We start from the raw sequence: 24,871 nt of genomic DNA on the forward strand, positions 1-24,871 counted from the left end.
GCGCGGTCGGGTCGGGCTCCTGACCCGCGCCGACGGCTCAGCCTTCTCGGGGCCTCTTTACAATGACTGACTAGTCAGTCATAATTGTTCAATGTCGAAGCCGTCGAAATTGTCCGAGCGCAGAGTTGAGCCCGTCAAGCCGGCGGCAGCCGGCGCCTCGCGCCGGGCGGATCGCTCCGCCGAGCGCCGCGCGGCGATCGTGCAGGCGGCGATGGACGAGTTCATCGCCCGAGGCTTCGCGGCGACGCGGCTGGACGACGTCGCCAAGCGGGCAGGGGTCGCCAAGGGGACGATCTATCTGCACTTCAAGGACAAGGAATCGATGTTCGAGGAATTGATCCGGACCGCGATCGTGCCCTTCGTCGGCCGTCTTGCGGCGCCGCCGCCGGCCGGCGGCTCGGTGCGCGACATGGTCGAGGCGTTGGCGCGCATGTTCCTGCAGGAAATCGCCGGCACGCGGCGGGCCGATCTCGTCCGGCTCATCATCGCGGAAGGGCCGCGCTTTCCGTCCATTGCCGATTTCTACTATCGCGAGGTCGTCTCCCGCGGTCTCGCGGCCATGCGTGCGCTGATCCAGTTGGCGATCACGCGCGGCGAGATCCGCGAGCCCAAGCTGGCGCAACATCCGCAACTGATGATCGCGCCGATGATGGTCGCGGTGATCTGGAAGAGCCTGTTCGAGCGGCATGCGCCACTCGACGCGGAAGCGATGCTGCAGACGCATCTCGATCTGATCTTTGGCGCGAGGGGGCCGATATGAGCCTGCTGCACTGTCTTGCCGTGCTGGTGACGGCCTTCACCTTCAACGGCTGCAAGGAGACGCGCGATCCCGGCTATCAGGGCTGGGTCGAGGCCGACATGATCTTCGTCAGTCCGGACGAAGCGGGCCGGATCACGAAGCTCAACGTGCATGAGGGGGACGTGGTCAAGATCGGCGATCCGCTCTATTCGGTCGACGACGATCTGCAGCAGGCCGATCTCAACCAGACCAAGGCGACGCTGGCCAATGCGCAGCAGACCTATGACCGCGCCGCCGCCTTGAGCAAGACGGGCGCTGGGACGCAGGCGACGCTCGACTCCGCCGTTTCGGCGCTGCGCGTCGCCGAGGCCCATCTCGTGACCTCACAGACGCGGCTGGCAAGGCGCAAAGGTGTGGCGCCCGTCGCGGGGACCGTCCAGCAGATCTACTTCCGCGAGGGCGAGATGGTCGCGGCGCAGCGGCCGGTGCTGTCGATCATGCCGCCGGGCAACATGAAGCTGCGTTTCTACGTGCCCGAGCCTGATCTGCCGAAACTCGCCATCGGCGACGAGGTCCGCGTCACCTGTGACAATTGCGCTGATGATCTGACCGCCAGAATCTATTTCCTCGCGACCTCGGCGGAATACACGCCGCCGGTGATCTACAGCCTCGATGAGCGCAACAAGCTCGTCTATCTGATCCAGGCGCGGCCCTCGCGGCCGGACGCGCTGCGCGTCGGCCAGCCGGTCAGCATCTATCCAAACCTCAAGACTCCCGATCGGAAGACTCCGGTGGCGGACAAGCAATGAACGGGGCGGGACCGGCCGAGATCGCGATCGACGTCCAGGGACTGACCAAGTCCTTCGACGGCCGCGAGGTCGTGCATGATCTGTCGATGCAGGTGAAGCGCGGCTCGATCTACGGCTTTCTCGGCCCGAACGGCTCGGGCAAGACCACGACCATCCGGATGCTGTGCGGCCTGCTGACACCCGACGGCGGCGAGGGCACCTGCCTCGGCTTCGACATCCGGCGCGACGCTGACAAGATCAAGCGCCGGGTGGGCTACATGACGCAGCGCTTCAGCCTCTATCAGGACCTCTCGGTGCGGGAGAACCTCGAATTCGTGGCGCGCCTCTATGGCATGTCCGATCCGCGCCGGGCCGCGCGCGACATGGTGCAGCGGCTCGGGCTTGCCGGCCGCGAGCGGCAGCTCGCCGGCGAGTTGTCGGGCGGCTGGAAGCAGCGGCTGGCGCTCGGGGCTTGCACCCTGCCGAGCCCGCAACTGCTGCTGCTCGACGAGCCCACTGCCGGCGTCGATCCCAAGGCGCGGCGCGATTTCTGGAACGAGATTCATGCGCTCGCCAGCGAAGGGCTGACCGTGCTCGTCTCGACCCACTACATGGATGAGGCCGAGCGCTGTCACGAGATTGCCTACATCGCCTATGGTCATCTGCTGGCGCACGGCACCGTCGCCGAGGTGATCGCGCAATCGGCGCTCACGACCTACACGGTAAGCGGCGACGATCTGCGCGAGCTCACGGCTGACCTCACCGGCAAGCCGGGTGTCGACATGGTGGCGCCGTTCGGCACCAGCCTGCACGTGTCCGGCCGCGACCGCAACGCGCTGGACGCGGCGATCGCGTCCTGGCGCGACAAGGCTGACCTGCACTGGCAGCCCGCCGCGCCCTCGCTCGAGGACGTCTTCATCGACCTGATGAACCGTTCGCGGGACAACTTCCAATGAGCGATGCGGCCGTCCATCCCACGTCTTCCGAGCCGCGCTTCGGCTTCTGGCGGCGCACCTATGCGATGCTCGTCAAGGAGTTCATCCAGCTCAAGCGCGATCGGGTCTCGTTTGCGATGATCGTGATGATCCCGGTGATGCAGTTGATGCTGTTCGGCTACGCCATCAACACCACGCCGCATCATCTGCCGGCGGCGGTGCTGCTGCAGGAGGACAGCGACCTCGGCCGCTCGATCCTGAAGGCGATGGAGAACACCGCCTATTTCCGTTTCACCCGGGAAGTCAGCAGCGTCGCTGAGTTCGACGATCTCCTGCTGTCCGGCAAGGTCCTGTTCGGCGTCGAGATCCCCCGCGGCTTCGAGCGCGCGGTCCGCCGCGGCGACCGGCCGGCCTTGCTCGTCGCGGCCGACGCGACCGATCCGGTCGCGGCGTCCTCGGCACTGTCCTCGCTCGGCATGATCGTGCAGACCGCGCTGGCGCATGATCTCTACACCGGCAATCCCGTCACCACGCCGTTCGAAATCAGGGCCCATGCCCGTTACAATCCGGCGGCCTCGTCGCGGCTCAACATCGTGCCGGGCCTGGTCGGCACCATCCTGACCATGACCATGCTGATCTTCACCGCGCTCTCGGTGACGCGCGAGATCGAGCGCGGCACGATGGAAAGCCTGCTGTCGATGCCGATCAAGCCGGTCGAGGTCATGCTCGGCAAGATCATCCCCTATGTGATGGTCGGCTTCCTGCAGGCGACGATCATCATCGGCATCGGCGTGCTGCTGTTCGGCGTTCCCATCATGGGCAGCTTATTGCTGCTGGCGCTGCTGTCGACGCTGTTCATCGCGACCAACCTCTCGATCGGCTACACCTTCTCGACGCTGGCGCAGAACCAATTGCAGGCGATGCAGCTGTCGATGATGTTCTTCCTGCCTAGCATCCTGTTGTCGGGATTCATGTTCCCGTTTCTCGGCATGCCGCAATGGGCGCAGGTGCTCGGTGAATGCCTGCCGCTGACGCACTATCTGCGCATCGTGCGCGCCATCATGCTCAAGGGCTCGACGCTCCAGAACCTGCAGCATGACACGATCGCCCTGTTCGGCCTCATGCTGTTCGCCATGACGGTCGCCGTCTTGCGCTTCCGCCGCACCCTCGATTGAGGCACAATGGCGGCCGGGCTCAGAAGATGGCTGGGGCAGGATGACGATCTCGTGGGAAGGGCAGGCCGGCGCGGAGCCGGCGGCGTCGGCTACGTTCAACCAGGCGCTGATGCGCCAGACGTTGAACACCGAGCTGTTGCGCGTGAGGGTGCTGATCAGCACTGCGGCGCTGTTTCTCGTGATATCGGTGCTGGTCGAAACCTTCGAACCCAAGATCTCGGAGTGGATCTGGCCGAGCCGGATCGGGGTCCTCTACGTCTACGCGATCATCGTGGTCTTCATCGGCTTCGAGACTCTCATCCTGTTCAGGATCAAGTCGGACATCCGCCACGGCCGTGACGTGCCGGTGATCTGGCGCTATGTCAGCGCGCTGGTCGAGACCTCGCTGCCAACGTTCGTCCTCGTTCTGCAGATCGAGGGCATCGGTCACGACAAGGCACTGGGCTTCGGCGCGCCACTTGTCTATTTCATCTTCATCGTTCTCTCGACGCTTCGTCTCGATTTCTGGCTGTCGAGCTTCACCGGTCTGGTTGCCGCGGTAGAGCTGCTGGTGGTGGCGCTGTTCGACCGGCCTTCGATCGATCTCAGCCAGAATCCGGAGATCTACTATCACGGTGAGCGCAGCTTCATCATCCTGCTGTGCGGGATGCTCGCTGGTGCTGTCAGCGTGCAGCTGCGACGCCAGTTCGCGGCGAGCATCGAGGCCGCGTCGGCGCGCGACCGCGTCACGGATCTGTTTGGCCAGCACGTCTCGCCCCAGGTCGTCGAGCGCCTGATGAAGGAGGGGACGGCGGAGGCACGCGACATCCACGAGGTCGCGGTGATGTTCGTCGACTTCCGCGGCTTCACCGCGGCGGCGCGGTCGAAGACGCCGCAGGAGGTCGTTGACCGGCTCGACGGCGCATTTGCTGTTCTCGTCGAGATTCTCGAGCGCCATGGCGGCATCGTGAACAAGTTCCTCGGCGATGGCTTCCTGGCGCTGTTCGGCGCGCCGTTCGAGTCGCGCGATGCGGCCCCGCAGGCAGTCGCGGCGGCCCGCGAGATGGTCGCCGCCATGGACCGCGTCAATGCGATGTCGTCCTGGCCGCTGCGGATCGGGATCGGTGTTCATCTCGGCGAGGTCGTTGCCGGCAGCATCGGGTCGCCGCGGCGGAAGGAATACACCGTCATCGGCGATACCGTGAACTTCGCCTCCCGCCTCGAGGCGCTGAACAAGGAGCTCGATTCGCGCCTCCTGATCTCGAGCGCGGTGCGGCAGGCCGCCGGCGACGGGGCGCGCGACGCCGTCTTCCACGGCGCGGTGTCGGTGCGCGGCTACGATCGGCCGTTCGAGGTCTGGCAATTGCACTGACTGGCAACCCGTCGCTCGCTGTCGGAGATTTACATTGCACGGTCTCCGCGTTTAACTGACCCCAATGAGAAGCATCATCAGGGGGGAATGCATGATCCGAACCGGGGCGCTGTTTTTGGCTGGGGTAAGCCTCGCGTGCGCAGCCGGCGGGGGGCCAGCGGGAGCCGAGGATGCTGCCTGCAGCAAGGTGACGGCAGAGGCGCTGAAGGTCCCAGGGCTGACCCTGACGGGATCGAAGCTGCAGGAGGCCGCCGACGGGTTGCCGCGGCATTGCATCCTCTCCGGCAAGGTCAATGAGCGCACCGGCGTCGACGGCCATGCCTATGCGATCCAGTTCGAGATCCGGCTGCCGGAGAATTGGAACGGCCGCTTCCTGCATCAGGTCAATGGCGGCAATGACGGCGTCGTGGTGCCGGCGCTCGGCGACAAGGCCGATGGTCTCGTCAGCGGTGGCATCACGCCGCTGGCCCGCGGCTTCGCGGTGCTGTCGTCCGACAGCGGCCACTCCGGCAACGATCCCGCCAACAAGCCGCGCGGGCTTGCGTCCGGCTCCGCCTTCGGCCTCGATCCGCAAGCACGCCGCGACTACGGCTATTCGGCCGACATCACGCTGGCGCCGATCGCGAAGGCGATCATCTCGGCGCATTACGGCAGGAAGCCGGATTATTCCTACATCGCCGGCTGCTCCAATGGCGGTCGCCACACCATGGTCGCTGCCGAGCGCATGCCCGAGCAGTATGACGGCTTCCTGGTCGGCAACCCCGGCTTCAACCTGCCGCGCGCGGCCGTGCAGCACGCCTGGGACGTGCAGGCGCTGACCAAGGCCGATGCCGATATTCGCAAGTCGATCACGCGGGACGATGCCAGGCTGATTGCCTCCAGGATCACGGAGGTCTGCGACGGGCTCGACGGCGCCAAGGACGGCCTCACGGCCAACCTGAAAGCCTGCCAGAAGGCCTTCAATTTCGACAGCCTCCGCTGCGCCGCCGGCGCGACCGACGCCTGCCTGCCGGCCGCCAAGGTCGATGCTTTGAAGAAAGTGTTCGCTGGCCCACACAATTCCAAGGGCGAGCCGCTGTATTCCGACTGGCCGGTGGATGGTGGCGTCGGCACCGGCAATTGGCGCGCCTGGAAGGTCGAGAGCCCGGTGGCGCCCTGGAACAACCTTCCGATCATCGCCACCATGGGCGGCGCCTCGCTCAACTACATCTTCTCCACGCCGCCGGTCGAGATCGAGGGCTCGCCCGACAAGCTCGTCGAGAAGCTGCAGACCTTCGACTTCGACAAGGACGCGCCGAAGATCTACGCCAAGGAAGGCCCGTTCACGGAGTCGGCGATGGACTTCATGGCGCCGCCCGCGGTCGATAACCCGACCTTGCCGGCGTTCCAGAATGGGGCCCGCAAGATGCTGATCTACCACGGTCAGGCCGATCCGGTGTTTTCGTTCAACGACACGATCCGCTGGTACGAGAAGCTCGACGCCAACGTGCAGGGCAAGGCCGACACGTTTGTGCGCCTGTTTGCATTGCCCGGCGAGACACATTGCGGCGGCGGCATCGCGCTGGAGAAATTCGATGCGCTGGGCGCGCTGATGGACTGGGTCGAGAAGGGCAAGGCGCCGGAGGCGATCACGGCCTCGGTCAATGCGGCCAACAAGGAGCTGCCATCGACATGGAGCCCGCAGCGAACGCGGCCGCTGTGCCCGTGGCCGACATTCGCCAAATATGTCAGCGGCGACGTCGAGCAGGCGTCATCCTTCACCTGTGCGGCGGAGTGAGGCGTCAGACCTGCGGCGCGACCAGGTTCTTCACCTTGACCTGGTCGCGGTCCTCGATGATCTCGGCGATCCATTGCCGGTGGCAATGAGCGTGGTCGCGCTCGTAGCAGAGCAGGCAGACGGGACCGGCGCTCTTCACCAGCGCGGCCAGCTCGTCCATCTGCTCCTTCGCCTGCGGCGTCTTCAGGTGCGCGCTGTAGATCTTGTGCAGCGTGTCGTAATGGCCGCTGCGCGCGGCTTCGCGGCCCTCCTTCGGCGTGCCGAGCCCGCGCAGATGGACGTAGCCGATGCCGCGCTCGTCGAGCCCGGCGGCGAGCTGGCTCTTGGAGAAGCCCGGCCGGCGCGAGGCCGCCACCGCGCGCACGTCAACCAGCAGCTTGACGCCGGCCGATTGCAGCTCGTCGAGCACGGCTTTGGCCGGCGTGTGCTCGTAGCCGATGGTGAACAGGGTCTTGCTCTTGGCCATCGTGCGTCCCCTCGCGTCAGCTCACGCGCTCGATGAGCTCCATCGCCCCGGCTGGCGCGCGCACCTTGCCCTCGTGAATGACATAGGCAAACACGTCGCGCGGCATCTTCTTCGCCGGCTTGTCGTCAACCCGGGGCAGGTCGTCCGGTTCGCTGCCGCTGGCCCAGAGCTGCAATCGCTTTGCCCAGGCGTCGAGCTGCTTCGGCGGATAGCACGTCGTAAGCTCGTCATTGCCCTTCTGCAGCCGGGCATAGACGAAATCACCCACGACATCGGCGATCGCCGGATATTTGCCGTGCTCGGCGAAGACCACCGGCGTCGCGAACTCGCGCAGCAGCGCGACGAAGCCGGGGACGCAGAAACTGTCATGGCGGACCTCGACGACGTGACGCAGCTTGCGGCCGTCGAGCTCACGCGGCAACAGCTCGAGGAACTTGCCGAAATCAGCCTCGTCGAACTTCTTGGTCGGCGCGAACTGCCACAGCACCGGTCCGAGCCGATCGCCGAGCTCGAGCACGCCGGTGTCGTAGAAGCGCTTCACGGAATCGCCGGCTTCGGCAAGCACGCGGCGATTGGTCGCGAAGCGCGGTCCCTTCAGCGAGAAGATGAAGCCGTCCGGCACCTCGCGCGCCCATTTGCGGAAGCTCTCCGGCTTCTGCGAGCCATAATAGGTACCGTTGATCTCGATCGAGGTCAGCTTCGAGGCGGCGTATTCGAGCTCTTTCGATTGCGGCAGCTTGTCCGGATAGAACACGCCGCGCCACGGCGCGAAGGTCCAGCCGCCAATGCCGATGTAGATGTGGCTCTTGGATTGCGAGGCGCGTGCGGGGGCTTTGCTCACGGACCGATTCCGATGCTGATTGCCGAGGGTGTTGCGGTACGGAGACGATAGTCAACCGGACCGGTTCTGGCCAGTTCGGCGCTGTTGGGGCGTCGCTCTTCCCGTGCTCCGGAGGCTCGTGTATCCAGGACGTGGGCCGGGAAGGGGAGATATGGCAATGAGAGCGGAATCGGTCGGTGGCCTGCTGGGCGCGATCGTCGGGGCCGCCGTGCTGGCGGCAGCCTTCTATTATGTTCCCGTCGGGCCGATGGCCCGTCAGATGCAGCCGGCCAAGGTCGAGCTGCCGCCCACGCCGGTGCAGACCGTCCCAGTGGCCCCGGCGGTGCGGGGACCGGTCGTCCGCGAGGTTCCGAACTAGGCTGGCTTTCGTAGCCCGGCTGAGCGGAGCGACATCCGGGGTCTCCCGAAGAGTTCGCCTGAACCCGGATGTCGCTCCGCTCAGCCGGGCTACGGCGGACGGCCCTTGCATTTCGGCCGGCGCACCCCATTTGGGGAAGGAGGGTGACGTCGAGCTCAACGGCTCCGGCACCGAGACGACCACGGCAGAGCGGCTGCGCCGGATGTACGCGCGCCCTTTGTTTGTGGTCGTTGGCGTTTTTGGGCCGGATTCGCGGCGGTGCACGGCGGCGCCACAGTTCGCCCTTTTTGCAGTTTCCGGCGGCCGTCGCGCTTGGCAGTGCGGAACGCGGCGGATATACGCATCCGCACCATGACCGACGCCCTCCGACCGGCCCCGCAAGTGGCCCAGCAAACCGTTGAAATTCCGATCGTTTCGGTGGTCGTTCCGACCTTCAACGAGCGCGACAATGTCACCACGCTGTATCGGCGGCTGGAGGCGGCGTTCAAGGACGTGCCGTGGGAGGTCGTGTTCGTTGACGACAACTCGCCGGACGGCACCTGGCAGGTGGTGCGCGAACTGTCGCGCAACGACCAGCGCGTCCGCTGCATCCGCCGCATCGGCCGGCGCGGCCTGTCCGGCGCCTGCATCGAGGGTATCCTGGCTGCCAGCGCGCCCTATGCGGCTGTGATCGACGCCGATCTGCAGCACGACGAGACCCAGTTGCCGAAGATGCTGTCGCTGCTGCAGAGCGGCGCGGCCGAGCTCGTGGTGGGCAGCCGCTACATCGAGGGCGGCAGCGCGGCGAGCTTCGACAGCAAGCGGGCCGGGGCCAGCGCCTTCGCCACCGAGATCGCGCGCCGCGCGCTCAAGGTCGAGGTCAACGACCCCATGAGCGGCTTCTTCATGATCCGCCGCGATCGGTTCGAGGAGATCGCGCCAAAACTGTCGACGCAGGGCTTCAAGATCCTGCTCGACATCATCGCCAGCGCCGAGGGCGGTCTGAAGACGGTCGAGGTGCCCTATACGTTCGGCTCGCGCCTGCATGGCGAGAGCAAGCTCGACTCGATGGTCGCGCTCGACTTCCTCGGCCTCGTGCTGGCCAAGATGACCAACGACGTGGTGTCGCTGCGCTTCCTGCTGTTCGCCATGGTCGGCGGCACCGGCCTGGTGGTCCATCTCGCCACGCTGTTTCTCGGTCTCAATTTGTTCGACATGCCGTTCGCCGAGGCACAGGCGCTCGGCGCCTTCGTGGCGATGACCTCGAACTTCATCCTCAACAACTTCCTCACCTATCGCGACCAGCGGCTGAAGGGCTTTGCCATCCTGCGCGGCCTGCTCGTGTTCTATCTGGTCTGCTCGGTCGGGCTGCTGGCCAATGTCGGCGTCGCCTTCTCGGTCTACGACCAGGAGCCGATCTGGTGGCTGGCGGGCGCGGCCGGCGCGCTGATGGGCGTGGTGTGGAATTACGCGATCTCCGGATTGTTCGTCTGGCGCAAGCGATGACCTCTGCGGCAGGCGCCGACGACGCCCGGCTGGTCCGCAATGTCTGGCTGACCATCGCAGGCCTCGTCATTGTCAGGCTGATCGCGGCCGCGGTCACGCCGATCACTTTCGACGAAGCCTATTACTGGATGTGGTCGAAGCATCTCGCCGGCGGCTATTACGACCATCCGCCGATGGTGGCGGTCGTGATCCGGCTGGGCACCTTGATCGCCGGCGACAGCGAGCTCGGCGTGCGGCTGGTCTCGATCCTGCTCGGCCTGCCCATGAGCTATGCGGTCTATCGCACGGCCGAGATCCTGTTCGGCGGCGTGCGCGTGGCGGCGACCGCGGCGCTGCTGCTCAACGTCACCCTGATGGCGGCAGTCGGCACCTTGATCGTGACCCCCGACGCGCCGCTGCTGGTCGCCTCCAGCTTCGTGCTGTTCTTCTGCGCCAAGCTGCTGGAGACCGGCAGGGGCGTCTGGTGGCTCGCCGTCGGTGCTGCGGTCGGCGCGGCGCTGCTGTCGAAATACACATCGCTGTTCTTCGGCGCGGCGATCCTGATCTGGCTCGTTGCCGTGCCGAGGCTGCGCCATTGGCTGGCCTCGCCCTGGCCCTATCTCGGCGGCCTCGTCGCATTGGCGCTGTTTTCGCCGGTGATCCTGTGGAATGCCGATCACCAATGGGTGTCGTTCATCAAGCAGCTCGGCCGCGCCAGGGTCGAGGCGGTCAGGCCCGTCTACATCGCCGAGATCATCCCGACGCAGTTCGCCTTCGCCACCCCGCTGGTCTTCATCCTCGGCGTGATGGGCCTCTATGGCCTGGCCCGCCGCCGGGCAGGGGACGCGGCGGCACGCGTCCTGATCGAGGCGATGGTCTGGGTCATCGTCGCCTATTTCGTCTGGCATTCGCTGCACGCCCGCGTCGAGGCCAACTGGTTCGCGCCAATCTATCCGGCCTTCGTAGTGGCTGCTGCGGCGGCGGCCCATCTCGTCGCCTGGTCGGCGCGCGAGCAGCGCACCGCGGCATTCTGCCTGCGCTGGGCGCTGCCCGCCGGCGTCGTGATGTTCGTTGCGCTGATCGTGCAGGCGAACACGGGCCTGCTGTCCGGCTACCGGCGCGACGCCACGGTGCGCAGTGTCGGCGTCGGCTGGCGCCCACTGGCCGACGAGATCGAGGCGGCACGCGTGCGCGTCGGCGCCTCCTGCGTGCTGGCGATGGATTATGGCACCACCGCCTGGCTGTCGTTCTATCTCCCGCCGGGGACCTGCGTGCTGCAGCCGATCCAGCGCATCCGCTGGGTCAATTTTCCCGAGCCTGATCCGGCCAAGCTCGCGGGGACGCAACTGTTCGTCGACGAGGCACAGATCGCGACGCGGGTCTACGTGAGCAAAACGTTCGGCCGCATCGAGAAGGTCGGCGAGGCCGCGCGCAAGCGCGGGCCCTTGACCATCGAGACCTACGCGTTCTACTCGCTCGGCGAGCCGAAGGCCGAGCTCCTCGACCGCACGTCGCCGCCGGAGCTGCAGCGCTGACGCGCGCCTCAGGCCTGCGGGATGATATCGGCCAGCGCCTTGTCCCGGCCGTGGATCGCAACCATGTTGATATCGGCGTCGACGGTCTTGTAGCCGCGGCGATCGAACCATTGCCGCAACTGGTCGGCATCGGTCTTGATCTTCTCGACCAGCATGATCGGCGTGCAGCGCTCGATCGTCGCCGCCGCCCCTTCGAGCGCCTCGAGCTCCATGCCCTCGACATCGAGCTTGATCAGGTCGCAGCGCGGCAGGTTGAAATCGTCCAGCGGAAGCTTGCGCACCTCGACGGTATCGTTCGCGTAGTCGATGGCCTGGCCGATGAACTCGGTGTTGGGACGCTGGCGCAGCTCGAGGCTGCCGAAGCTCGACGGGGTCAGATAGTTCGGGCTTGGGATGTTGAGCACGCCGCGCTCCGAGGAGACCGCGGCATGGATCGCGATCGCGTTGAAGCAGTTGTTGATCGCGATATTGCCGGCGAGCGCGTAGTAGATCCGCTCCTGCGCCTCGATCGAGAGCACGGATCCCCAGCCGGTCATCGCCTTCGCCCATTCGACGGTGTGGACGCCGATATTGGCACCACAGTCGATTGCGACCGCGCCGTCGCCATAGTGCCTGCGGCGCACGCCGAGCAGGCGGACGGCGAGCTGCACCTCTCCCGGATCGAACGCGCCGGTGTTGAGGATCTGGAAGCCGACACCGTAGCCGCGGTTGGCGTCGATCATGCGATAGTCGAGCCGGTTGACGATCATCGTACCTTGATTGGTCGAGGCCAGCACGAAGGCCAGCTTCCGGTCGGGGATCTGCATGGAGAGGTCCTCTCGTGTCGTCTCGGCAGGGAGCGGACGCGGTACGATTCGCCGACGGAGTGTCGCAGAGAATCGTCCCGTACCATACTGCCGCCAGCGGCCACAGCGCCTGTAGCTCCGGGTTGCTACGGATGCGCTTGTCGCGCCCGGCCTGCCGGAGCGGGGGCTTTCGACCGGCGAGATCTGCGGCCTTTACCTCGTCAGCGCGCGCAAACGAGAGATCATCGATCGCGCGCCGCCGCCCCGGCCCAATCGTTAACGCGGCGTGCGCTGTTTTACGGATCGGCGCAGCCGACGGATGCTGCCTCTCCGGATTTTCCCGGTACGGTAATATTGCATGTGGCTGCAGTTTTGCCCTGTTTCCGCCCTCTTTGACGGCAAAACAGGCCCTGAAGGTTAACCCGCCCCTAATCCGCCAAAACTTAATCAGCATTTAACTAAAAGTCGCCTTAATGAAGCTCTGTGCTTCTGCGAGATGCAAAGCGGGTGTCCGTGGCGCATCGAGCGAGAGTTGTCGAGTATTCGTTCGGGCGTGAGTGAATGAGTAACAGTCGAGCTGCGTTGGCCGCACGAAATCGCAGGAAGTCCTCCCTGATCGCGTTCTCTCACAAATTGATCGGTGGCGCGGCAATCGCATGCCTGATCGGGGGCTGCGCCGTGACGGTCTATACCAAGATCATCGCGGCCGACGCCTATCCGACCCTGGGCAGCATCGAGCAGGACGAGCCCGTCGTGCGCCCTGCGCCGCGGCTCGCGACGCGCAGCGCCGCCGAAGCGGTGGGCGACGCCTTCTCGGCATTCCCGGAATCTCCCCCCGTCACCACGGTCGCCGCCATCACGCCGCAGATGTTCAACGACCGCTTCGGCGCGGCCGTGCCGCAGGGCGTGGCCTCCAACGCCGCGAACGGCGCGCCGCCGCTGTCCAAGCTCGCCGAAGCCGCGCCGCCCAGGCCCGTCGAGGCCAGGCAGATCGAGACGAAGCCGTCCGAAGCCAAGTCGGCTGAGCCTGCGAAGGTTGCCGAGGCGCCGAAGAAGGATGCCCGGCCGCCGATGCAGCTGGCGCTCGCCAATACCAAGCCGGCCGCGCAGCCGCAGCAGCCCGTGACGCCGGCGCAGGCTGCCGAGGCCAATGCGCCGAAGAGCAGCGGCTTCTCGCTGCGCGCGATGACCGAGCGCGCCAAGGCGGCGGTGCTGTCGATCGCGGGTGATCGCCACTCGATCCAGGAAAAGCTCTGGGGCAAGCCGGAGAACCAGGATGGCGGGCTCCTGGCCTACGCCTCGGCTGATTCCAACATCACCGCCAGCATCGCCAAGGATCCGACCCGCGGCGGCCGGCCGCCGTATGATTTGAGCACCGCGGTCTACGACATCTCGGCCAAGGCGGTGTATCTGCCCGACGGCACCAAGCTCGAGGCGCATTCCGGCCTCGGCGAGAACCTCGACAAGCCGAGCTCGGAGAAGATCAAGATGCGCGGCGTCACGCCGCCGCACATCTACGAGCTGAAGCCGCGCGAGGCGCTGTTCCATGGCGTGCCGGCGCTGCGGCTCAACCCGATCGGCGGCGAGGACGCCATCCACGGCCGCAACGGCCTGCTGGCGCACACGTTCATGCTCGGCCCGAACGGCGACTCCAACGGCTGCGTGTCGTTCCGCGACTACTACGCGTTCCTCGATGCCTACAAGAACAAGGGCATCCGCAAGCTCGCCGTCCTCGCCCGCATCGAGTGAGCGGCGCCGGCCACGTTCTGCCGTTGTCATAGCGCCGACTCGGTCCTCTTCGTCATTTCGGCACCGGATTTTCGTCTGCTCTCTCCGCATCGTCATTCCGGGGCAGCCCGCAGGGCTGAGCCCGGAATCCATAACACGATCGGAAGTATGGATTCCGGGCCCAGCCGCTGCGCGGCTGTCCCGGAATGACGAACTGAGAGAGCCGCCGCACAGGCGCTTCGCTCACAATGATGCCCGGCATGCGTCATCAGCCTCGCACCCGCTTTCGCGTTCGAGCCTTGGCTTTGGATCACCCTCTGCAAACAAGAGGGCGCGGGGAATGCCGGGTGAGGGCCTCACCCATGGCCCGCCTGCAACAAAGAAAGCAGGCGGCAGTCACCACAGGTTCAGCCGCATCATCCGGCATTCCCCGCGCGATGGATTGACGGCTTATACGTGGTCTCCCTGGTGCGCCGGCTGTCTGGCCACCATCGGTCGGAGCATTCGTCTCTCTCGACCTTGACACCAGCGTCGGGGTGTCAGGACATCACGACTTCGCCGTGCGCATCTCCGCGTTCGTCGGCATGACCGCAGTCACGCTGCGAGGCGATGCGCCCACCGCATCCCGCCCTCCACGTTCATGACGATCGCGAAGCGCCCCTCTCATGAGGGCGGGACCGGCATAGAATGCATGATTTCTGATTTTTGGAAAGAGGAAAATGTTCGGGCTCGGCGGTGAGCGTGGTGATCCCATTGGCTGTGCTCGACAAATGAGCTTCCGCGCGCACGCATTTTCGATCGCTCGAATGACCATTTGCGACCTTGTAGCTCGCGAGAATGCGCAACTGATTTGCCCGGCGAGCAGTCTGGTTGTTGCAAATCTGTCGCGGTGCAGGGGACTGCAACGCCATCGCTTCGCGCTGCGGCCTTGACGGCTTCGGGAAATTCTGCGCATAGCTCTGCCCCATCGAAATCGATGCGCCGTTTGCCGGCGCGCTCTTGAGGACCACGACCGTGTTGAGCCTACGCTCACATCTCGCGAACGCCCCCGCCAACGAACGACCGTTTACCTGGTCGCGCGATGGGTCCGGCATGGGCGTCGCATGTCAGGGTCCTGCCAATCTCGTGCTGTCCCTGGACAAATCGGGACTGCGAATTCCAGCACAAGTGTAACTCGCGGCGGGATCTCGACCCTCCGCACCAAGAGCGGAGGGTCTGATGACCCGCATGATGAGCCCAGATTCCGAGACAACCGACCACACGCGAGCACTGTGCTCGCCGGTGGCGCTTGCCTTCGTGCGCATCGTCATGGCCTGCCGCGGCGTCACCGAGGCGCGCGCTCGCCAGATCTATCTCGACTACATCAATGGCGTTCGGCCGGAGCATGCTCCGGCTGGATTCGACTGATTGACCATGATCGTGCCGGCGCAGGCCGGGCGCGGCGAACAGGCCCATGTTCCCATCTGGCGAAGGGACCGGACTGTCGATCCGGTAAGGCGGGTTCGATTCCCGTCATCGGCGCCAACATGACCCGATGAGATCACGAGCCGAGAGAGGAGGTCGACGATGTCAGCAACAAATCCGGCACTGGTTCTCAACGCCGACTTCCAGCCGCTGAGCTACTTTCCGTTGTCCGTGTTCAGCTGGGAGGATGCGGTCAGGGCCGTGGTCGGCGGATCGCACGTCGTCGTTGCCGAGTACGATCGGGTCGTTCGCAGCCCGAGCGTCACGATGCGGTTGCCGTCGGTGATCGCGCTGCGCGACTACGTCAGACCGGCGACGCGGGTGCCGTTCACGCGCTTCAACGTCTTCCTGCGCGATCGCTTCACGTGTCAGTACTGCGGCGGCCGTTATCTCCACGGCGAGCTGACGTTCGACCACGTGGTGCCGCGCGCCGATGGCGGCGAGACGTCGTGGAGCAACATCGTCGCTGCCTGCAGTCCCTGCAACGCGCGCAAGGACCGGCGTCACCTCAAGCCGCGGCGGCCGCCGTTCGAGCCGACGCGGCACGAGCTGATGGCCGCACAGCGCCTGTTCCCGCCGAGATTCCTACACGAGACGTGGCAGGACTATCTCTACTGGGACGTGGAGCTGGAGCGCTGACGATGGCCGTGGTGCCCAGATGAGCTCACGTCGTCGCCCGTCGGGCGGCGGCGTGAGCGACATGCGGTGTTCAACGAGCTGCGCGTGTGAACCCGGATGTCGCTACGCTCATCCGGGCTACGTGGTGGTCACGTGCTTGTAGTGGCGCGTTTGTAGCCCGGATGAGCGCAGCGATATTCGGGGTATCACGAGCTGCGTGTATGAACCCGCATGCCGCTTCGCTCATGCGGGCGACATTCTTTGATGATCGAGAGATCGAAGTGTATCTAATTAGTAACGACGAGATCGGCAGTGAAAATGAGCGAGATGTTTGTCTTGCGTAAAATGGGAATTGCATGTAGCAGAACGATCCTTCGTGATGACTTTGGTTCGGGCTCGCTGAGATCCCGACTGGCGCGGCCGGTGTCCGGTCCCGTGTTCCGTCGTCGCAAAGAGCAAGGAGTCTGTAGCTCATGGAGAGCGTCGGGTTGAAGGCCCGAAGGCATCGGTTCGATTCCGGTCGACACCACCAAAGGATAGCTCAGTTGGATAGAGCAGATGATTATGATTCATCGGGTCGCGGGTTCGACTCCCGCTCCAGCGCTTCGGTTTAGCCTGAAAAGCTAATCGCCTCTGACGAGGACCGGACGCGCGCTTCAGTCGCGGTCCGGCCGTTTTGCCCAAGAAAATTTCGAGGGCATTTCGACCAGATCAAAGACACTGCAGAGCCGGCTCTGCGCCGCGGTGGATACCGCGTCCGAAGATGTCGGGAAGGCTGCGCAAGGACGCTCGGACTTATGGTTCGCGCGACCGCGCGCGTGCGCCCGGCATCGTCAGACGCTCAAGCCTCGGCCCGCTCAGTTCACGCAGGAAGCGTCGTCCGGTCCTCACGTCCTTTGATCGATGACATCAGCATTCTGGCCGATGGGCCGGAAAGCAAACCGTGGGAGTGTGTTGTGACTTGGCATCTGGTGACGAAGACCGTGACGGTGGAGGATGGCGAGCGGGCGCTGGTCTGGCGCGACGGCCAGCTCATGCGGGTGCTCGCGCCGGGCCGCCATGTGCTGCTCGATCCGCTGCACCGGCTGAAGGTGCAGGTGTTCGACGTCGTCCGCACCGAATATACCACCGAGCGCTACGCGGTGCTGAAGGCCGCACGGCCCGATCTCGCCGCGGAGCTGTTCGAGGCGGTGGAGACCGGCGCGAACGAGATCGCGATCGTCAGCCTCGACGGCCGGCCGACGCATCTGCTCACGCCCTGGCAGACCCGCGTCTACTGGACGGTCGCGACTGATGTCGAGGTCGAACGCATCGACATCACCAGCGACGTGCGCGTGAGCGCGCGGCACCTGGCGATGATCGAGCGCAACCGGCCGGGCATCGTGACCGAGGCCGTGGTCGAGAACCACGAGGCCGGTCTGCTCCATGTCGACGGCAGGCTGACCGAGCGGCTGGCGCCGGGCCGGCATGCCTTCTGGGCGGTCGGCCGCAAGATCGAGGTCAAGCGCCTCGATCTCAGGCCCACGGTGCTCGAAATCACCGCGCAGGAGATGCTGACCAAGGATCGCATCGCGCTGCGGGTGACGCTGACGGCGTTTCGCCGGATCGTTGATCCGGAGGCGGCGGTGGCGACGTCGCCCGACGTGGACGCGTGGCTGTACCGGCTGGTGCAGTTCGCGATCCGGGAGGCGGTGGCGTCGCGCACGCTCGACGAGGTGCTGGCGGCGAAGGCCTCGCTCGACGCGGAGCTGCGCGACTACGTGCGCGCGCGGCTCGACGGCTCGGGCGTGGAGATCGCGGAGCTCGGCGTGAAGGACGTGATCCTGCCCGGCGAGATCCGCGACCTCGTCAACAAGGTGGTCGAGGCGGAGCGGCTGGCGAAGGCCAACCTGATCCGCCGCCAGGAGGAGACCGCGGCGACGCGCTCGCTCCTGAACACCGCCAGGCTGATGGAGGAGAACCCGCTGCTGCTGCGGCTCAAGGAGCTGGAGTCGCTGGAGCGCCTGGTCGAAAAGGTCGGCCGCATCGACCTGCACGCCGGTGAGGGGGCCGGCCTCGACGCGCTGCTGACGCGGCTGGTGCGGCTGAAGGCGCCCGATGCGGCGTGATGGACAAGAGAGGCCGCCCACGGGCGGCTTCTCGCTGCCAACGGAGGAGAGATCATGACCGAGATGACCTAGAGAGCTGACAACATCGAGACGATCGCGAATTTCTTCTCCATCGCTGAGTGCGAGGAGTATATCCGCTTGGGTGAATTGATGGGGTTCGAGGAGGCGACGTTGTTTGCGCCTCGCGGCGTGAAGGATCATCGCAACAACGATCGTGTCATCATCGATGACGCCGGGCGCGCGCGGGATCTCTACGAGCGCCTCGCCGGCCATCTGGCACCGTCGTTCCAGCATCGCTGGCAGCCGGTCGGGCTGAACGAGCGGCTGCGGATCTATCGCTACGACGTCGGACAGAAGTTTGAATGGCATCGTGACGGGCATTTCGAGCGTGACGATGGTGAGCGCAGCCAATTCACCTTTATGGTCTATTTGAACGATGATTTTGGAGGCGGCACGACGTCGTTCTGCGACGACACCGGTCTGATGCCGGATGGTCCGTTGCGCATCGCACCGGAAAAAGGGATGGCGCTGCTGTTCCATCATCCCATCATGCATCGCGGCGATCCTGTCACGCAGCGCCGCAAATACGTGTTGCGAACCGACGTGATGTATCGGCGGACAGCGTAGCCCGCATGAGCGCAAGCGACGTGCGGGTCGATCACTGCTGATCTTGAGACCCCGGATGTTGCTACGCTCATCGGGGCTACAGGCTGCGCGCCGTTCCGGCAATGAACGCAGCCGCCGCCCGATGCTACAAACTGACCTGTATGAAATGCGAGACGTGCCATGATCGACGGAAACACCCTGATCGCCTGGGGCTTCAAGCCCAGCCGCTGGTTCAAGCAGGGCTTGGAGACGGCGAATGCGATGCGCTCTGATGGCGCCAACGACGATGCGATCTTCGCGGCACTGCAGGCGCTGCAGCCGGTGGAGACCTTGATGCGCACCAACGGCGTGCCGTTCGCGATGCTGATCGATGCCGACAACGAGCTCGAGCGCGCCAACGTCGCGGCGGTCGCACAGCACATGGATGCCCTGATGCGGGTGCCGACCATCGTGGCCGGCGCCGTGATGCCGGACGCCTGCCCGTCGGGGACGGCGCTCGGCACCATTCCGGTCGGCGGCGTGGTGGCCTGCGAGGACGCGATCCATCCGGGCTTTCACTCCTCCGACATCTGCTGCTCGGTGGCGGTGACCGTGTTCGCGCGCAAGGACGATCCCAAGCGCATCCTCGATGCCGTCAATGCGGTGACCCATTTCGGTCCCGGCGGCCGCGACCGGCTGCATCAGCCGCGCGACGAGGTGATGGCGGGGTTCGAGGCCAACCCCTTCTTGAAGGGGCTGGAGCGCTTCGCGATCGGTCACTTCGCCACGCAGGGCGACGGCAACCACTTCGCTTATGTCGGTCATCTCAAATCGACCGGTCAGGCGGCGCTGGTGACGCATCACGGCTCGCGCGGCTTCGGTGCGCAGCTCTACAAGCGCGGCATGGCGGTGGCGAAGCGGCACACCGCGATCCACGCGCCGAAGGTCCCGGAGCACAGCGCCTGGATCAAGGCGTCGAGCGACGACGGCCGGGCGTATTGGGAGGCGTTGCAGGTGGCGCGGCTGTGGACCAGGGCCAACCACCACGCGATCCATGACCTCGCGGCGGCGAAGCTCGGCAACGCCGTCACGGACCGGTTCTGGAACGAGCACAACTTCGTTTTCCAGAAGAGCGACGGCCTGTTCTATCACGGCAAGGGGGCGACGCCGAACTGGTCCGGCTTCTCGGCCGATGATGACGGACGCACCATCGTGCCGCTCAACATGGCCGAGCCGGTGCTGATCCTGAAGCACCGGGACAACAAGGACGCGCTCGGCTTCGCGCCACATGGCGCCGGGCGCAATCTCGGGCGGAAGGCTTTTCTGCGCGAGAATCGTCCCGAGCTGCCTGATGGCATCGACGCGCGCTTCTATTGCGGCAAGCCCGATCTGTCGGAGCTGCCGCAGGCCTACAAGAACGCCGCGTCGGTGCGGGCGCAGATCGCACGCTACGGGCTCGGCGAGGTGATTGACGAGGTGATCCCTTACGGCTCGATCATGGCCGGCGACTGGGAAGCCGACGCGCCGTGGCGAAAGGGACGGTGAGAGCTACGATCAGGGAGAGGTCGCCCACGGGCGGCCTCTCGTTGACGAATGGGCAGGGGCTGGAGATCATCGGCAGCCGCGTGGCTTCCGGTTCATTTGGTGATTGCGCAGGCTCGGGCCTTCCCTCATCCTCAGGGTGTGAAGAGGGGGAAGACGCGATGACGAGCCTGGAGGTGGGCGCGACCGGGCCGAGGCGCGAGCCGTGGTGGGCGATCGTAGCGATCTTCATCGCGGGCTTCGTGGCTCTTTGCCTGCTGCTGGCTTCGCCGGTGCTGATCCGCACCTTTCTGTTTCAGCCGTTCAACATTCCTTCATCCTCGAACATTCCAACGCTTCTCGTCGGCGATATCTTCTTCGTGTCGAAATATCCCTATGGCTACAGCCGCTTCACTTGGCCGTTGTCATGGCCTTCGTCGCTGCCGCCGTCGGCGCGGATCTGGGGTGCGACGCCTGCGCGCGGCGATGTCGTCGCGTTCTTCCTGCCGAAAGACAATGCGACCGTCTATATCAAGCGCGTCGTCGGACTGCCCGGCGATCGCGTCCAGATGAAGGACGGAGTGCTCTACATCAACGATACGGCCGTCGCGCGCGAGCGGGTCGAGGATCTGACCGGAGAGGCGGCCTGCGGGGGCGAGGCGACCGAGCGCGTCAAGCGCTGGCGCGAGACCTTGCCGAATGGCGTGAGCTACGAGACGCTGGATTGCGTCAGCAACGGCTTCTTCGACAATACCAATGTCTTCGTCGTGCCGCCCGGCCGGCTGTTCATGCTCGGCGACAACCGTGACAACTCGACCGACAGCCGCGTGCTGTCCCAGATCGGCTATGTGCCGATCGAGAACGTCATCGGCCGCGCCGCCATGATCTTCTTTTCGGCCGCCGGTGCCGGCAAAGGCAGGCCCGGCCGCATCCGCTTCGAGCGGATCGGGACGATGGTGAGGTAGGCCGGTCGCGGATGTCGTAGCCCGCACGAGCGAAGCGACGAGCGGCACTGCCGACTCTGGTTCTCGAGACCCCGGATATCGCTTCGCTCATGCGGGCTACGCTCTGAGCAAAGAAAAGGGCGCGGCTTTCGCCGCGCCCTTGGTATCTTCGCGAGGAGGCCGGACTTAGAAGTCCATGCCGCCCATGCCGCCGCCCGGAGGCATCGCGGGGCCGCCGGCGTTCTTCTTCGGCAGCTCGGCGACCATCGCCTCGGTGGTGATCAGCAGGCCGGCCACGGACGCTGCGTTCTGGATCGCGGCGCGCACGACCTTGGTCGGATCGATGATGCCCTTGGAGACCATGTTCACGTAGTCGCCCGACTGCGAGTCGAAGCCGTACGCATACTGCTCCTTCTCGAGGATCTTGCCGACGATGACCGAGCCGTCCTCGCCCGCGTTGATGGCGATCTGGCGGGCCGGGGCGGAGAGCGCCTTGCGGACGATCTCGATGCCGGTCTTCTGGTCCTCGTTCTTGGCGCGGACGCCCTTGAGCTGCTCGGAGGCACGGAGCAGGGCGACGCCGCCGCCCGGCAGGATGCCTTCCTCGACAGCCGCGCGGGTCGCATGCATCGCGTCATCCACGCGATCCTTGCGCTCCTTCACCTCGACCTCGGTCGCGCCGCCGACGCGGATCACCGCGACGCCGCCCGCGAGCTTGGCCAGACGCTCCTGCAGCTTCTCACGGTCGTAGTCCGAGGTGGTCTCCTCGATCTGCGCCTTGATCTGCTGAACGCGCGCCTCGATGTCGGCCTTCTTGCCGGCGCCGTTGACGATCGTGGTGTTCTCCTTGTCGATCATCACCTTCTTGGCGCGGCCGAGCATGGAGAGGTTGACGTTCTCGAGCTTGATGCCGAGGTCTTCCGAGATCGCCTGGCCGCCGGTCAGGATCGCGATGTCCTGCAGCATGGCCTTGCGGCGATCGCCGAAGCCCGGCGCCTTGACGGCAGCGACCTTCAGGCCGCCACGCAGACGGTTGACGACGAGCGTGGCCAGAGCCTCGCCCTCGACGTCCTCGGCGACGATGACCAGCGGCTTGCCGGTCTGCACCACGGCCTCGAGCAGCGGCAGCAGCTCGTTCAGCGACGACAGCTTCTTCTCGTTGATGAGGATGTAGGCGTCGTCCATCTCGACGCGCATCTTGTCGGCGTTGGTGACGAAGTAGGGCGAGATGTAGCCGCGATCGAACTGCATGCCCTCGACGACGTCGAGCTCGGTCTCGAGCGACTTGGCTTCCTCGACGGTGATCACGCCCTCGTTGCCGACCTTCTTCATGGCGTCGGCGAGGAACTTGCCGATCTCGGAGTCGCCGTTGGCGGAGATGGTGCCGACCTGGGCGATCTCGTCGTTCGACGTGACCTTCTTGGAGTTCTTGACGAGATCGGCGACGACCGCCTCGACCGCGAGGTCGATGCCGCGCTTCAGATCCATCGGGTTCATGCCGGCGGCAACCGCCTTGGCGCCTTCGCGGACGATGGCCTGGGCCAGCACGGTCGCGGTGGTGGTGCCGTCGCCGGCCGCGTCAGCGGACTTCGAGGCGACTTCGCGCACCATCTGCGCGCCCATGTTCTCGAACTTGTCGTCGAGCTCGATCTCCTTGGCGACGGTGACGCCGTCCTTGGTGATGCGCGGCGCGCCGAACGACTTGTCGAGGACGACGTTGCGGCCCTTCGGACCGAGCGTGACCTTCACGGCATTGGCGAGAATGTCCACGCCGCGCAGCATGCGGTCGCGGGCTTCGACGCCGAACTTTACGTCTTTCGCTGACATATTGGGTTTCCCTGGTTTTGATCGAGATCCTCGTCCTGAGGAGCCCGCGCAGCGGGCGTCTCGAAGGACGAGATGAGGAGGTGGTTGGGGCCTCATCCTTCGAGACGCCGGCTCAAGCCGGCTCCTCAGGATGAGGGGCAACGGCGCTTAGGCGGCCTTCTTCTTGGCCGCGGTGTCGGTGAGCACGCCCATGATGTCGCTCTCCTTCATGATGAGCAGCTCCTGGCCGTCGATCTTGACCTCGGTGCCCGACCACTTGCCGAACAGCACGCGGTCACCGACCTGAACGTCGAGCGGGACGAGCTTGCCGCTCTCGTCGCGGGCGCCGGGGCCCACCGCGATCACTTCGCCCTGCGAGGGCTTTTCCTTGGCCGAGTCGGGGATGATGATGCCGCCAGCGGTCTTCTCTTCGGCGTCGATGCGCTTGACCACGACGCGGTCGTGAAGCGGACGGAAAGCCATACAGTCCTCCTAAGGTATTGAAGCGATTGTCAGTTTCTGGAGATTTGGCAGTCGGCGCCGGCGAGTGCCAGCACGCGGGCTGGATTTAGGGGAGAGTTTTATGCCGGGCAAGGCCTTGTAGCAGAAAAATTAGCAGTCGATCGCGGGCTCTGCCAAAGCGTTCCGACAGCGTTAACGGAGGCGGAACGAACCGCGAAACCCCGTATTAGCACCTGGGCTAAGTGGCTGCTAATGCAGCATTTTTCAACATGTCGTTAAACATTTAAGCTTGAGATGGGTTGAGGACATGCGTCACATTTCTAGGCAGTGAGCGCATCGTTGCCGGGTGGCTCCATCCCCGGTCGGCCACACGGACATGCGCTCCAGAAACGGAGGTTGGCATGGTGTCGAGGGTTGAGGTTTCCGAGGACTTTCGGAAACAGGTGCTGGGTTACGGGCTGACGACCGCGCAGATCCTGTATCGGATGCCGGACCATCGCTCGCTGCTGCAGACCTATGTCTGGCAGAACTACGACCTGTTTCCGAAATTCCCTGCGCTGCAGGACTTCCTGGCGTTCTGGGAGGAGAAGATCGAGGGCCCGCTGTACTCGGTCACCGTGGCGCATTCCAAGCTGATCAAGCCCGCCGAGCTGCGCGCCGTCGACGGCGTGTTCGTGCTGCATTGAGCTGACAACCCCGCCATCGGTGTCATTCCGGGCTCGTGCTGCGCACGCCCCGGAATGACGACCTTTGTTGGAGCTCTGCCGAGTCCCCCCAATTGTGATAGCCTCTGACCCGAGGACTCGCAGGGAGAGCGCCATGGCCAAGAAGAGCCGCAGCACCACATCATCATCACGCGCCGCCGCGAAGGCTGCGCCGCGTAAGGTCGCAAAGACAAGGCCGACGGCGAAGACTGCCGCCAAAACAGCCGCCAAGCCAGGCAGGGCGGCTGCACCGTCCGCGCGCAAGGCGCTCGTGAGCAAGGGGCGGCCAGCGCCGGCGCCGCGCCGGCGCAAGCAGAAGGTCGCGATCAGCCATCACCGCGAGGAGGATTTCAGGGCCGACGGCCTGCGCGCCTATGCGCATTATCGCGACCTCGGCATCGCCGACGCGACGCACGGCCTGGCGCGCGCGCATGTCATCCGCATGCTGCCACCGTGCAATCCGCAGGAAGTCTCCAAGCTGCACACCCATGCGATCGACTTCCAGATGGTCTATGTGCTCAAGGGCTGGGTGAAGAGCTACCTCGAAGGCGTCGGCGAGACGCTGATGAAGGAGGGCAGCTGCTGGACCCAGCCGCCGAAGATCCGCCACATGATCCTCGACTATTCCGACGACGTCGAGCTGCTCGAGGTGATCCTGCCGGCCGACTTCAAAACCGTCGAACTGTCGACGTAAAGCCGACAGAAATGGATGGAAAC

23 protein-coding genes and 3 tRNA genes are annotated in these 24,871 nt (G+C 65.3%); 21 read left to right on the forward strand and 5 right to left on the reverse strand.

What is annotated here, in order from left to right:
* Positions 1-91: 91 nt before the first annotated feature.
* From QX010_RS00180 to QX010_RS00205, 6 genes are all read left to right on the forward strand, one after another.
* Positions 92-760 carry a TetR/AcrR family transcriptional regulator gene (locus tag QX010_RS00180; RefSeq protein WP_316176912.1) on the forward strand — a complete coding sequence of 223 codons (669 nt, stop codon included), beginning with the start codon at positions 92-94 and terminating at the stop codon, positions 758-760.
* Positions 757-1,548 carry an efflux RND transporter periplasmic adaptor subunit gene (locus tag QX010_RS00185; RefSeq protein ID WP_315801126.1) on the forward strand — a complete coding sequence of 264 codons (792 nt, stop codon included), beginning with the start codon at positions 757-759 and terminating at the stop codon, positions 1,546-1,548. The genes QX010_RS00180 and QX010_RS00185 overlap by 4 nt, the downstream gene beginning before the upstream one ends.
* Positions 1,545-2,483, forward strand: a complete 939-nt coding sequence (locus QX010_RS00190) for an ABC transporter ATP-binding protein (protein ID WP_316176913.1) — start codon at positions 1,545-1,547, stop codon at positions 2,481-2,483. The genes QX010_RS00185 and QX010_RS00190 overlap by 4 nt, the downstream gene beginning before the upstream one ends.
* The gene (locus tag QX010_RS00195) at positions 2,480-3,637 is read left to right on the forward strand and encodes an ABC transporter permease (protein ID WP_315801124.1); all 1,158 of its coding nucleotides are present in this window, start codon (positions 2,480-2,482) and stop codon (positions 3,635-3,637) included. The genes QX010_RS00190 and QX010_RS00195 overlap by 4 nt, the downstream gene beginning before the upstream one ends.
* A 40-nt stretch (positions 3,638-3,677) precedes the next feature.
* Complete coding sequence (locus QX010_RS00200) at positions 3,678-4,988, forward strand: adenylate/guanylate cyclase domain-containing protein (protein ID WP_316176915.1); 1,311 nt, start codon at positions 3,678-3,680, stop codon at positions 4,986-4,988.
* A gap of 91 nt (positions 4,989-5,079) precedes the next feature.
* The gene (locus tag QX010_RS00205; RefSeq protein ID WP_316176917.1) at positions 5,080-6,765 is read left to right on the forward strand and encodes a tannase/feruloyl esterase family alpha/beta hydrolase; all 1,686 of its coding nucleotides are present in this window, start codon (positions 5,080-5,082) and stop codon (positions 6,763-6,765) included.
* A 4-nt stretch (positions 6,766-6,769) separates the two neighbouring features.
* Here the strand turns inward: QX010_RS00205 and QX010_RS00210 are convergent, their stop codons facing one another.
* Complete coding sequence (locus QX010_RS00210) at positions 6,770-7,231, reverse strand: DUF488 domain-containing protein (protein WP_316176918.1); 462 nt, start codon at positions 7,229-7,231, stop codon at positions 6,770-6,772.
* A gap of 16 nt (positions 7,232-7,247) precedes the next feature.
* Positions 7,248-8,072 carry a DUF72 domain-containing protein gene (locus QX010_RS00215; RefSeq protein WP_316176920.1) on the reverse strand — a complete coding sequence of 275 codons (825 nt, stop codon included), beginning with the start codon at positions 8,070-8,072 and terminating at the stop codon, positions 7,248-7,250.
* Between the two features lie 157 nt (positions 8,073-8,229).
* Between QX010_RS00215 and QX010_RS00220 the strand changes: the two genes are divergently transcribed.
* From QX010_RS00220 to QX010_RS00230, 3 genes are all read left to right on the forward strand, one after another.
* Complete coding sequence (locus QX010_RS00220; protein ID WP_315801119.1) at positions 8,230-8,430, forward strand: hypothetical protein; 201 nt, start codon at positions 8,230-8,232, stop codon at positions 8,428-8,430.
* Between the two features lie 351 nt (positions 8,431-8,781).
* Positions 8,782-9,915, forward strand: a complete 1,134-nt coding sequence (locus tag QX010_RS00225; protein WP_315801118.1) for a glycosyltransferase family 2 protein — start codon at positions 8,782-8,784, stop codon at positions 9,913-9,915.
* Entirely contained in the window at positions 9,912-11,429 is a 1,518-nt protein-coding gene (locus tag QX010_RS00230; protein ID WP_316176922.1) for a glycosyltransferase family 39 protein, read from the forward strand. Before QX010_RS00225 ends, QX010_RS00230 begins: the two co-directional genes overlap by 4 nt.
* An 8-nt stretch (positions 11,430-11,437) precedes the next feature.
* On the opposite strand, the gene QX010_RS00235 is transcribed toward QX010_RS00230, so the two are convergent.
* Positions 11,438-12,235, reverse strand: a complete 798-nt coding sequence (locus QX010_RS00235) for an FkbM family methyltransferase (RefSeq protein WP_315801116.1) — start codon at positions 12,233-12,235, stop codon at positions 11,438-11,440.
* Between the two features lie 540 nt (positions 12,236-12,775).
* On the opposite strand from QX010_RS00235, the gene QX010_RS00240 reads away from it, so the two are divergent.
* The 10 genes from QX010_RS00240 (at position 12,776) to lepB (ending at position 21,203) form a co-directional block, all read left to right on the forward strand.
* Positions 12,776-13,963 carry a tlde1 domain-containing protein gene (locus QX010_RS00240; RefSeq protein WP_316176924.1) on the forward strand — a complete coding sequence of 396 codons (1,188 nt, stop codon included), beginning with the start codon at positions 12,776-12,778 and terminating at the stop codon, positions 13,961-13,963.
* Between the two features lie 1,197 nt (positions 13,964-15,160).
* On the forward strand, positions 15,161-15,349 hold the full coding sequence (locus tag QX010_RS00245; RefSeq protein WP_315801114.1) for a hypothetical protein: 189 nt from the start codon (positions 15,161-15,163) through the stop codon (positions 15,347-15,349).
* Positions 15,350-15,391: 42 nt separating this feature from the next.
* A tRNA-Asp gene (locus QX010_RS00250) sits at positions 15,392-15,466 on the forward strand.
* Between the two features lie 42 nt (positions 15,467-15,508).
* On the forward strand, positions 15,509-16,045 hold the full coding sequence (locus tag QX010_RS00255) for an HNH endonuclease (protein WP_315801113.1): 537 nt from the start codon (positions 15,509-15,511) through the stop codon (positions 16,043-16,045).
* Positions 16,046-16,483: 438 nt separating this feature from the next.
* A tRNA-Phe gene (locus QX010_RS00260) sits at positions 16,484-16,556 on the forward strand.
* A 2-nt stretch (positions 16,557-16,558) separates the two neighbouring features.
* Positions 16,559-16,624, forward strand: a tRNA-His gene (locus QX010_RS00265).
* Positions 16,625-16,980: 356 nt separating this feature from the next.
* Complete coding sequence (locus QX010_RS00270; protein WP_315801112.1) at positions 16,981-18,132, forward strand: slipin family protein; 1,152 nt, start codon at positions 16,981-16,983, stop codon at positions 18,130-18,132.
* 138 nt (positions 18,133-18,270) lie between these two features.
* On the forward strand, positions 18,271-18,759 hold the full coding sequence (locus tag QX010_RS00275) for a 2OG-Fe(II) oxygenase (protein ID WP_316176927.1): 489 nt from the start codon (positions 18,271-18,273) through the stop codon (positions 18,757-18,759).
* 159 nt (positions 18,760-18,918) lie between these two features.
* The gene (locus QX010_RS00280) at positions 18,919-20,262 is read left to right on the forward strand and encodes an RtcB family protein (protein ID WP_316176928.1); all 1,344 of its coding nucleotides are present in this window, start codon (positions 18,919-18,921) and stop codon (positions 20,260-20,262) included.
* Between the two features lie 158 nt (positions 20,263-20,420).
* A complete protein-coding gene (gene lepB / locus QX010_RS00285) occupies positions 20,421-21,203 on the forward strand; it encodes a signal peptidase I (RefSeq protein WP_316176930.1) in 783 nt (260 codons plus the stop codon).
* Positions 21,204-21,368: 165 nt separating this feature from the next.
* Here the strand turns inward: lepB and groL are convergent, their stop codons facing one another.
* Both groL and groES read right to left on the reverse strand, forming a co-directional pair.
* Positions 21,369-23,009: a chaperonin GroEL gene (groL, locus tag QX010_RS00290; RefSeq protein ID WP_315719441.1), complete on the reverse strand. Its 1,641-nt coding sequence runs from the start codon at positions 23,007-23,009 to the stop codon at positions 21,369-21,371.
* A gap of 147 nt (positions 23,010-23,156) precedes the next feature.
* Entirely contained in the window at positions 23,157-23,471 is a 315-nt protein-coding gene (gene groES, locus QX010_RS00295) for a co-chaperone GroES (RefSeq protein ID WP_315801108.1), read from the reverse strand.
* A 380-nt stretch (positions 23,472-23,851) separates the two neighbouring features.
* On the opposite strand from groES, the gene QX010_RS00300 reads away from it, so the two are divergent.
* Together QX010_RS00300 and QX010_RS00305 are read left to right on the forward strand one after the other, a co-directional pair.
* A complete protein-coding gene (locus QX010_RS00300; protein WP_315801107.1) occupies positions 23,852-24,136 on the forward strand; it encodes an usg protein in 285 nt (94 codons plus the stop codon).
* A gap of 133 nt (positions 24,137-24,269) precedes the next feature.
* Entirely contained in the window at positions 24,270-24,848 is a 579-nt protein-coding gene (locus QX010_RS00305) for a cupin domain-containing protein (RefSeq protein ID WP_316176931.1), read from the forward strand.
* Positions 24,849-24,871 lie beyond the last annotated feature (23 nt).

The organism is Bradyrhizobium sp. SZCCHNRI1009 (assembly GCF_032487575.1).
Classification (GTDB): Bacteria; Pseudomonadota; Alphaproteobacteria; order Rhizobiales; family Xanthobacteraceae; genus Bradyrhizobium.